Here is an 8403-nt window from a genome sequence, read left to right on the forward strand (position 1 = left end):
GGGCGGCGAGCACGCCGCCCGCCGGGATCGCGACCGGGAAGTTCCACGGCGGCGCGACGAGCGTCAGCTGCGCCGGGTGGAACTCCGCGCCGTCGACAGCGTCGAGCTCGCGGGCGCGCTCGACGTAGTAGTGCGCGAAGTCGATCGCCTCCGACACCTCCGGGTCGCCCTGGTCGAGCGTCTTGCCGGCCTCGGCCGCCATCACCTCGAGCAGGTCCGCCCGGCGCGCCTCGAGCTCGTCGCCCGCGCGGTGCAGGATCCGGGCGCGCTCGTCGCCGGGGACGCGACCCCAGGCGAGCCCGGCCTCGCGCGTCGTGGCGAGCGCCGACTCCAGCTCGGGGAGGGCCCCGATCGTGGCGGACTCGATGCTGTCGATGCCGAGCCGGGAGGAGGGGACGCGCGAGAGGATCGCGTCGGCCCAGTCGCGGTTCGCGGCGACGGAGGGGTCGGTGTCGGGCGTGCTGCGGAAGTCGCCGAAGCCGGGTCGGCCGCTCGCGGCGAAGCGGTCGGGGACGCGGTGCGCCGGCGGGACCGCTCCGTCCAGCGCCGCGACCGAGGCGCGGAACCGCGCCTCCTCCCGGGCGAACAGCTCGGGCTGCGCCTCGAGCTCGAACACCGCCGACATGAAGTTCTCGCTCGACGCGCCCTCCTCCAGCCGACGGATGAGGTACGCGATCGCGACGTCGAACTCGGCCGGGGCGACGACCGGCGTGTAGAGCAGGAGCGACCCCACGGTGCGGCGGACCGCTTCGGCCTGGCCCTGCGCCATGCCGAGCAGCATCTCGTACTCGACGCCGTCGCGGACCCCGCGCTCGCCCGCCAGCAGCCACGAGTAGGCGACGTCGAAGAGGTTGTGGCCGGCCACGCCGACCCGCACATTGCGGATGCGCTCGGGGTGCAGCGCGTAGTCGAGCACGCGCTTGTAGTTCGTGTCCGAGTCCTGCTTGGTGCCCCAGGTGGCGAGCGGCCAGCCGTGCACCGAGGCCTCGACCTGCTCCATCGGCAGGTTGGCGCCCTTGACCACGCGCACCTTGATGCCCGCACCGCCGCGGACGCGACGGCCGGCGCTCCACTCCTGCAGCCGGATCATCGCCGACAGCGCGTCGGGCAGGTAGGCCTGCAGCACGATGCCGGCCTCGAGGTCGTGGAACTCGGGGCGGTCGAGCAGGCGGGTGAAGACCGCGATCGTGAGGTCGAGGTCCTTGTACTCCTCCATGTCGAGGTTGACGAACTTCGCCGGAGTCGCGGCTGCTGCGCGGGCGAACAGCGGAGCCAGCTCGTCGACGATGTCGTCGACCGCCGCGTCGAAGGCCCACGGGTTGTGCGGGGCGACGGTGGAGGAGACCTTGATCGAGACGTAGTCGACGTCGTCGCGGGCGAGCAGTCGGTGCGTGCCCTCGAGGCGGCGCTGCGCCTCCTTGCGGCCGAGCACGGCCTCGCCGAGCAGGTTCATGTTGAGGCGGACGCCCTCGCGGCGGATCTTCGCGATCGCGGGGCCGAGCTTCGCGTCGGTCGCGTCGATGATGAGGTGGCCGACCATCCGCCGCAGCACCCGACGGGCGATCGGCACCACCACGTCGGGGAGGACCGGCGCCATCACGCCGCCCAGAGCGACCGCGCCCCGCATCGGGGCGGGCAGGAAGCGGGGCACGCCGCCCGCGATCGAGCGCAGCGCCGCGGCCGCGACCCGGGTGTCCTCGGGGCGGACGACCCCGTCGACGAAGCCGACCGTGAAGTCGAGACCGGTGGGGTCCTTCAGCACGCCGGCCAGCTGCGCGCCGGACGCGTCCGTGGGGATGCCGGCGGCCTCGCGGAGCCACCGGCGCACGAGCGCGACGCTCGCGTCGACGAGCCGGGGATCCACGGAGTCGGCGGACGGTGCGGTGGTCGCGGCGGGACGTGCGGCGAGGTCGGTCACGGTGGTGCCCTTCTGCTCGTGCGCCGCGGGGTCGGCGGCGTCTCCCCTCAGTATTCGACCGGGTACCGTTGAGCAGAAGCGATCATTCCTGACCGGTACCGGTCAGCTGAGCTGATGAATGGAGTGCCGGTGCTCGACGTCCGCCGCCTGGTCCTGCTGCGCGAGGTCGCCGTCCGCGGCACGCTCGCCGCCGCCGCCGAGGCCCTCGCCTACAGCCCCTCCGCCGTCTCGCAGCAGCTCAGCGTGCTCGAGCGCGAGACCGGGGTGGAGCTCCTGCGCAAGGTCGGGCGGCGGGTGCAGCTCACTCCGCAGGCCGAGATCCTCGTCGAGGCGGCGGGGGAGGTGCTCGCGCTGCTCGAGCGGGCGGAGGCGGCGCTCGCCGCGTCGGGCGAGTCGGTCACCGGACGCGTGCGGGTCGCGGTCTTCCAGTCGGCGGCGCTGGCGCTGATGCCTCGGGCGCTGCGCTTCGCGGCCGAGAGGTTCCCCGAGGTGCGGGTCGAGATGGTGCAGCGCGAGCCGGAGGGGGCGCTGCACGAGACGTGGGCGCGCGAGTTCGACCTCGTGGTCGCCGAGCAGTACCCCGGACACTCGACCTCGTGGCTGCCCGGTCTGATGCGGGCCGACCTCACCAGCGACGCGATCCGCCTCGCCGTGAGCCGCGACTCCGCCGTGTTGCGCCTCGCCGACGCCCGCGATGCCGCCTGGGTGATGGAGCCGCGCGGCACCGCCAGCCGCCACTTCGCCGAGCAGCTCTGCCGCGTCGCCGGCTTCGAGCCCGACGTGCGCTTCGAGACGGCCGACCTGCAGGCGCAGATCCGCCTCGTCGCCTCGGGCAACGCGGTCGCGCTGATGCCGGATCTGGTGTGGGCGGGCGGGGAGCCGGACTGCCTGCTGCATGAGCTGCCGGGAGCGCCCCGGCGCACGATCTTCACGGCGCAGCGCGAGGCGGGGCTGGCGACACCGGCGGTGCGGGTGGTGCGGGAGTGCCTGGAGGAGGCGGCGCGGGCGTACGCGTGAGGGGAGTGGCTGCTCCTCCACATCCGCTCGCGCCGGGCTCCCTCCACCGATCCGCGAGGCCCGGATCCCCGGATCGCCGGGCGCTGCTTCACTGCGGGAATGACATCGGAGGACGAGACTCCCGGGCCGCAGGCGCTGCTCGGTGAGGTGCGCGAGCGAGGTGACCGGGCGGCCGAACTGGCGCGTTCAGTGTCCCCGATCCTGCTCGCCTGTGCGGAGGAGCTGTACGCGGGGTACCGGGCGGCGATGGCGCGGCCGGAGTCCTTCGCCCGCGGGCTCGCCGATCCTGCCTCGGACGACCTCGCCGAGCGATCGGTCAGGGCGGAGTTCGCCGTCGCTCTCGGGGTGTCCGAGCGGGCGGCCGCGCGGGAACTCGATCATGCGGCGCTTCTGATCGAGGACCTGCCGCTCACCCGGGCGGCACTGGCCGCGGCCCGGATGCGCTGGGAGGCGGGGCAGATCGTCTGCGGGATCGCGGCGACGCTGCCCGTGCAGTCCCGGCCCGCCTTCGACGAGAGCGCCGCCGCCCTGGCCGTGGCGGTCACTCCGACGCAGCTGCGACGGGCGCTGGCGCGTCTGCGCGAGGAGCTCCACCCCCAGCCGCTCGCCGAGCGTCACGCTCGAGCGCGCGAGGACCGAGCCGTGTGGATCACCCCGGAGGTCGACGGCATGGCGACGCTGTGCGCGCACCTCCCCGCGACGGTTGCGCTGGGCATGCACGGCAGGCTCGACCGCATCGCCCGGACCCTGCGCGAGCGCGTCGATCCCGACGGCGCCCCCGGCGACCCGCGGACCCTCGCGCAGCTGCGGGCCGATGCCCTCGCCGACCTCGTCTGCGACGGAGACCTCGTCGACACCACGCCCTCACCCGACCTCGAGACCAGGCGGGGCGCCTTCGTGCCGGGGGTCCGCGCGCAGGTGCGCCTCACGGTCGCGGCGAGCACCGCACTCGGCCTCGACGACGCGCCGGCCGAACTCGACGGCTACGGTCCCGTGCCCGCCGACTCCGCTCGGGCACTGCTCGTCTCGACGCTCACCCGCGTGGTGACGGAGCCCGACACCGGAGCGGTGCTCTCGGTCGGGCGCACGCACCGACTCCCGCCCGAGCGGATGCGGCTCTTCGTGCAGCTGCGCGACGAGACCTGCCGGTTCCCCGGCTGCACCCGTCCCGCCTCATCGGCCGAGGCCGACCACACGGTCCAATGGCGTCACGGGGGTGAGACCGGGCCGCACAACCTCGCGTCGCTCTGCACCGCCCACCACCACGTCCGGCACGGCGACCGCTGGACCTACGTCCTGCATCCCGACGGCACCGCCGACTGGACCACTCCGACTGGCCGACGTGTCGTCACCCGACCGCCCGGGGTGCGGCCTGCGCCCGGGGCGCTGCCCGTTCCGCCTGTGCCGCCGCGTCCGTCCCGCTACGACGAGGACCCGTCGGGCTCCTGACGAGACCCGAGGCGCGGGACCGCTTTCCCCTGCCTGCTCGCGAGGCGGACCGCTGCGGCTGCTCGGTACTGAAGATCCGTCTGCCGTCGGTTTCCGGCTCGCGCCTCACGCCGGCGCGTGCACCAGCTCCGAGATGCGGCGCTTGTACTCGTTGAACTCCGGCGCCGTCACGTCGCGCTCGCCGGGGAGGTCGACGGGCACGATCTCGCTGATGTGCCCGGGGACCCCGTGCGAGGCGCCGCCCGTCATCACGACGACGCGGTCGGCGAGGTAGACCGCCTCCTCGATCGAGTGCGTGACGAAGAGCACCGTGGTGCGCGTCTCGCGGTGGATGCGCTTGAGCTCGATCTGCAGGTCGGAGCGGGTCAGCGCGTCCAGCGCGCCGAACGGCTCGTCCATCAGCAGCACCGAGGGCTCGTTCGCGAGCACCCGGGCGATGGCGACGCGCTGCTGCATGCCTCCGGAGAGCTCGCCGGGGTACCGGTCGGCGAAGCGGGTGAGGCGCACCGCCTCGATGAATCGATCGGTCACCTCCGCCACAGTCGCTTTCGGGAGCTTCTTGCGCCGCGGTCCGTACGCCACGTTCTCGCGCACGCTCAGCCACGGGAAGAGGCCGTAGTCCTGGAACACGACCCCGCGATCGGGTCCGGGCGCCGAGACCGGGGTGCCGCCGACCTCCACGACCCCCTCGGTCGCCTCCTCGAACCCGGCGAGGATCCGCAGCAGCGTGGACTTGCCGCAGCCGCTCGCTCCGACGACCGCGACGAACTCGCCGGAGGGGATGTCGAGCGTCACGTCGGCCATGGCCAGCACGCCGCCGTTCGCGGTCTCGTAGCGCTTGACGAGATCGAGCACGTGGACGTCCGCGGTGCGGACGGCGGGGGTCGCGACGGTCATCGGGCACTCCTCTTCATCGAACGGGTCATCGAACAGGGCGTCGAGCGGGTCGTCGGATTCGCGCTCACCGTCGGCAGCCCGCTCACGAGATCAGCGGCCGGCGGCCGAACAGCAGGCGGAACACCAGCAGCAGCAGCCGGTCCGAGGCGAATCCGGCGATCGCGATGCAGATCATCCCGACCACGATCAGGTCGGTGCGCACCACGTCGCGGGCGAGGAAGATCGTCGAGCCCAGTCCCGTGCTCACCCCCGTGGTCTCGCTCAGCACGAGCACCACCCACGCGAGCCCGAGCCCGACCCGCATGCCGTTGACGATCGCGGCGGCGGAGGCCGGCAGCACGACCCGCGCGAGCACGCCCGCGGTGCCGGTGCCCAGCATCCGCGCCGCCTCGATCAGCCGGGGCGGCACCTGGCGTGCGCCGCTGATGGTGCCGAGCACGATCGGGAAGAACGCCGACAGCGTGATCAGGAAGATCGACGCCTGGTCGCCGTAGCCGATCAGGAGCGCCACGAGCGGCACCCACGCGGTCGCGGGCACCGGGCGGAACAGGTTGATGAACGGATCGAACAGCGAGTTCACCGTGTAGTAGCGCCCCATCAGCACGCCCAGCGGGATCGCGACGAGCGTCGCGAGCGCGAAGCCGCCGAACACGCGCCCGGCGCTCGCCCCCAGATCGGTCCACAGCAGCCCGCTGAACGCGTCGTTCCGGAGCCCGCCGACGGCGTAGTCGATGAGCGAGACCAGGACGTCGCCCGGGTAGGGCAGGAACGCCATCCGGATGCCGAACGGCAGCTCCCACTCGCCGGCCCGCCCGAACTGCCAGAGCAGCACGAACAGGATCGGCACCGGCAGGCCGAGCAGGAAGGTCCGCAGACCGCCGCGCCCGGGGCGGCGCCGGCGCTTCGTGGTCGCGAGCCGCTCGGTGGCGGTCGAGGGCTCCAGGGTCGTGGTCATCGCGCGGCCGATCAGGACGTCGGTGCGAACGTCGTGTCCACGACGTCCTCGATCGCGGGCGCCTCGTCGATGAAGCCGAGCTCCTGCATCTGGCCCGCGAGCGCCTCGAGCTGGCCCTGGTACTCCTCGGTCAGATCGGAGCGGAGCCAGAAGTTCTCGAGCGCCGACTCGAGCACGTCCTGGTCGCCGCCGAACTCGGCGATCATGTCGGGCAGCCACTCGTCGACGTTCTCGTTCATGTACGCGGTCGTGGCGGCGTGCGTGTCGACCACCTTCTGCACGACCTCCGGCTGCTCCTCGATCATCGCGCCGGTGGTGACGAGCCCGATGTTCACCCGCCCGATCGGAGTGGCGTACGGGTCGGCGATCTCGGTCGCGCCGGCCGCCTCCGCGATCGAGACGCCGATCTCGACGCCGAAGAAGGCGTCGATCGAGCCGCTCGTGTAGGCCGAGGCCATCTCGGGAACGGGGATCGTGGTCAGCTCGAGGTCGGAGTCGGTGAGGCCCGCCTCCTCGAGGTAGTAGCGCAGGGCGACCTCCTGGGCGCTGCCCTGGATGTAGCCGACCTTCTTTCCGGCGAGGTCCTCGACGGAGGAGATGCCCTCGCCGCCCAGGAAGCCCGAGCCGCCGTCGGCCGCGGAGGCGACGATCGTCAGGTCGCGGTCCTGGGCGACGGAGGAGATGGTCGGGGTGACACCCGAGATCGCGAAGTCGATGGTCCCCGCGACGAGCGCGTCCGAGAGGGCGGGCGTGGTGTCGAGCGTGATCACCTCGAACTCGACGCCCTCCTCGGCGAACTGCTCGTAGAGGAAGGGCTGGTAGAAGTGCGGCTGGCCGCGCAGGGTGCCGACCGTCACGGTGACGCTCTCGCCGCCTCCGTCGCCCGAGTCGGTGCCGGCGTCGCTCGCGCCGGAGCAGGCGACGAGCGAGAGGGTGGCGGCCAGGACGCTGCCCAGCGCGAGGGCGCGGACGGCGGTGCGGGAGGTGGTCGGGCGCATGGGTGGGCTCCGTCGAGGTGGGGGATGGCGCGGCCCGCCGTGCTGTCGGCGGGGCGACCGGGTCGCCTCCTACTCAACCGCCCGCAGATGCTGGGGGGTTTCTGAGGGGTTTCGGATGTGTAAAACCCCTGGCGTGTTCACCTGGAGCACCCGTGATCGTCACCGCCCCGGCCTTCTGGGTGAGCCTGGCGCCGCGCTACGGTCGCGGGATGGAGACGAAGCGCGGCGAGGTGGTGGCCCTGCCCGTCGCGGCGCTGGTGTTCGCGGCCGGCGCGGCGCTGGCGTTCGGCCTGGGCGATGCCCTCGAGGCGGTCTCGGACGAGGCGTTCGCGCTGTCCTGGATCCTCGGCTGGGGCCTGCTGGCGTGGTCGGCCCTGCTCGGCCTCCTGGCCGTCGCGCTGCTCGCGTCGCGACGGCCGCTCTCGCGGACGGGGCTGGGCGTGTGCCTCGCCGCGGTCGCGGTGATCGTGGTCGTCGCGGCGACGCATCCGCTCGTCGGCTCGGGCGCCGGCACCGGCTGAGACGGTCTCGAGCCGCGGGTCAGACCCCCCAGTTGACGAAGGGCGCGCGGATGCCCGACACCGTCACCTCGTCCTCCGCCAGCACGCCCACGGTGTGCGTCAGCTCGAAGCCGTCGAGCGTGCCGACCGGTGTGGTGTCGAAGTCGAACAGCCCGGGGGCGCCCTCCTGGACGCTGTCGGGGTGCTCGGCGCGCACCTCCTCGGCGGCGTCGCCGACCGCCACTCCGCCGAGGGTGCTGATCGCGACGTCGCCCACCGCGGGGGCGTTCACGGCGAGGAGGAAGTCCGGCTCGGGGTACTTCGACTCCGGGCCCCCCGCGTCGTAGACCTCGGTGTCCTTGAAGTCGAAGCCGGGCCAGCTCGAGTTCCGGGTGCGGTAGCCCTCGTACGGGATGTCGTCGGATTCCACGGGGGCGCTGCCGAAGGCCTCGGTGAGCGCGGCCACCGCACCAGTGCCGTCGCGGTACTCCCACGTGCCCAGTTCGGTGCCGTCGGCGTCGACCAGCGAGAACGAGGTCGGACCGATCAGCAGGCTCGCGGCGTCTGCGGCGGTGGGGGTCGCGGTCGGCGTCGCCGAGGCCGTCTGGCCGGCGGTGGGCGTCGCGGTCGACCCCGGCGCGGTCGACCCCGGCGCACCCGACCCCGGCG

General features: G+C 73.3%; 7 protein-coding genes and 1 pseudogene. 3 read left to right on the forward strand and 5 right to left on the reverse strand.

Going from position 1 to position 8403, the window contains the following annotated elements; all coding sequences use genetic code 11:
* Window positions 1–1918: proline dehydrogenase family protein (locus NB037_RS17375; protein ID WP_251948022.1), on the reverse strand; the 1918-nt coding region annotated here is incomplete at its 3' end.
* Between the two features lie 129 nt (window positions 1919–2047).
* Between NB037_RS17375 and NB037_RS17380 the strand changes: the two genes are divergently transcribed.
* Both NB037_RS17380 and NB037_RS17385 read left to right on the forward strand, forming a co-directional pair.
* Entirely contained in the window at window positions 2048–2935 is an 888-nt protein-coding gene (locus tag NB037_RS17380; protein ID WP_251948031.1) for a LysR family transcriptional regulator, read from the forward strand.
* A 99-nt stretch (window positions 2936–3034) separates the two neighbouring features.
* Window positions 3035–4384 (forward strand): HNH endonuclease signature motif containing protein, encoded by a 1350-nt coding sequence (locus tag NB037_RS17385; RefSeq protein WP_251948023.1) that lies wholly within the window; start codon window positions 3035–3037, stop codon window positions 4382–4384.
* Between the two features lie 105 nt (window positions 4385–4489).
* Here NB037_RS17385 and NB037_RS17390 read toward each other — a convergent pair whose 3' ends face one another.
* From NB037_RS17390 to NB037_RS17400, 3 genes are all read right to left on the reverse strand, one after another.
* On the reverse strand, window positions 4490–5281 hold the full coding sequence (locus tag NB037_RS17390) for an ABC transporter ATP-binding protein (RefSeq protein WP_251948024.1): 792 nt from the start codon (window positions 5279–5281) through the stop codon (window positions 4490–4492).
* An 82-nt stretch (window positions 5282–5363) separates the two neighbouring features.
* Entirely contained in the window at window positions 5364–6236 is an 873-nt protein-coding gene (locus NB037_RS17395; protein ID WP_251948025.1) for an ABC transporter permease, read from the reverse strand.
* Between the two features lie 11 nt (window positions 6237–6247).
* Window positions 6248–7234: an ABC transporter substrate-binding protein gene (locus NB037_RS17400; protein WP_251948027.1), complete on the reverse strand. Its 987-nt coding sequence runs from the start codon at window positions 7232–7234 to the stop codon at window positions 6248–6250.
* A 152-nt stretch (window positions 7235–7386) separates the two neighbouring features.
* Here NB037_RS17400 and NB037_RS17405 point away from each other — a divergent pair, with 152 nt between their 5' ends.
* Window positions 7387–7755: a hypothetical protein gene (locus tag NB037_RS17405; RefSeq protein WP_251948029.1), complete on the forward strand. Its 369-nt coding sequence runs from the start codon at window positions 7387–7389 to the stop codon at window positions 7753–7755.
* A 19-nt stretch (window positions 7756–7774) separates the two neighbouring features.
* Here the strand turns inward: NB037_RS17405 and NB037_RS17410 are convergent.
* Window positions 7775–8403 (reverse strand): annotated as a pseudogene (locus tag NB037_RS17410) (hypothetical protein); the annotation flags it as partial.

The organism is Rathayibacter rubneri (assembly GCF_023743255.1).
GTDB lineage: Bacteria > Actinomycetota > Actinomycetes > Actinomycetales > Microbacteriaceae > Rathayibacter > Rathayibacter rubneri.

Bases quoted from the DNA above. Each gene is read 5' to 3' on its own strand.
- NB037_RS17385 (WP_251948023.1), top strand. From the start codon at position 3,035: ATGACATCGGAGGACGAGACTCCCGGGCCGCAGGCGCTGCTCGGTGAG.
- NB037_RS17390 (WP_251948024.1), bottom strand. From the start codon at position 5,281: ATGACCGTCGCGACCCCCGCCGTCCGCACCGCGGACGTCCACGTGCTC.
- NB037_RS17395 (WP_251948025.1), bottom strand. From the start codon at position 6,236: ATGACCACGACCCTGGAGCCCTCGACCGCCACCGAGCGGCTCGCGACC.
- NB037_RS17400 (WP_251948027.1), bottom strand. From the start codon at position 7,234: ATGCGCCCGACCACCTCCCGCACCGCCGTCCGCGCCCTCGCGCTGGGC.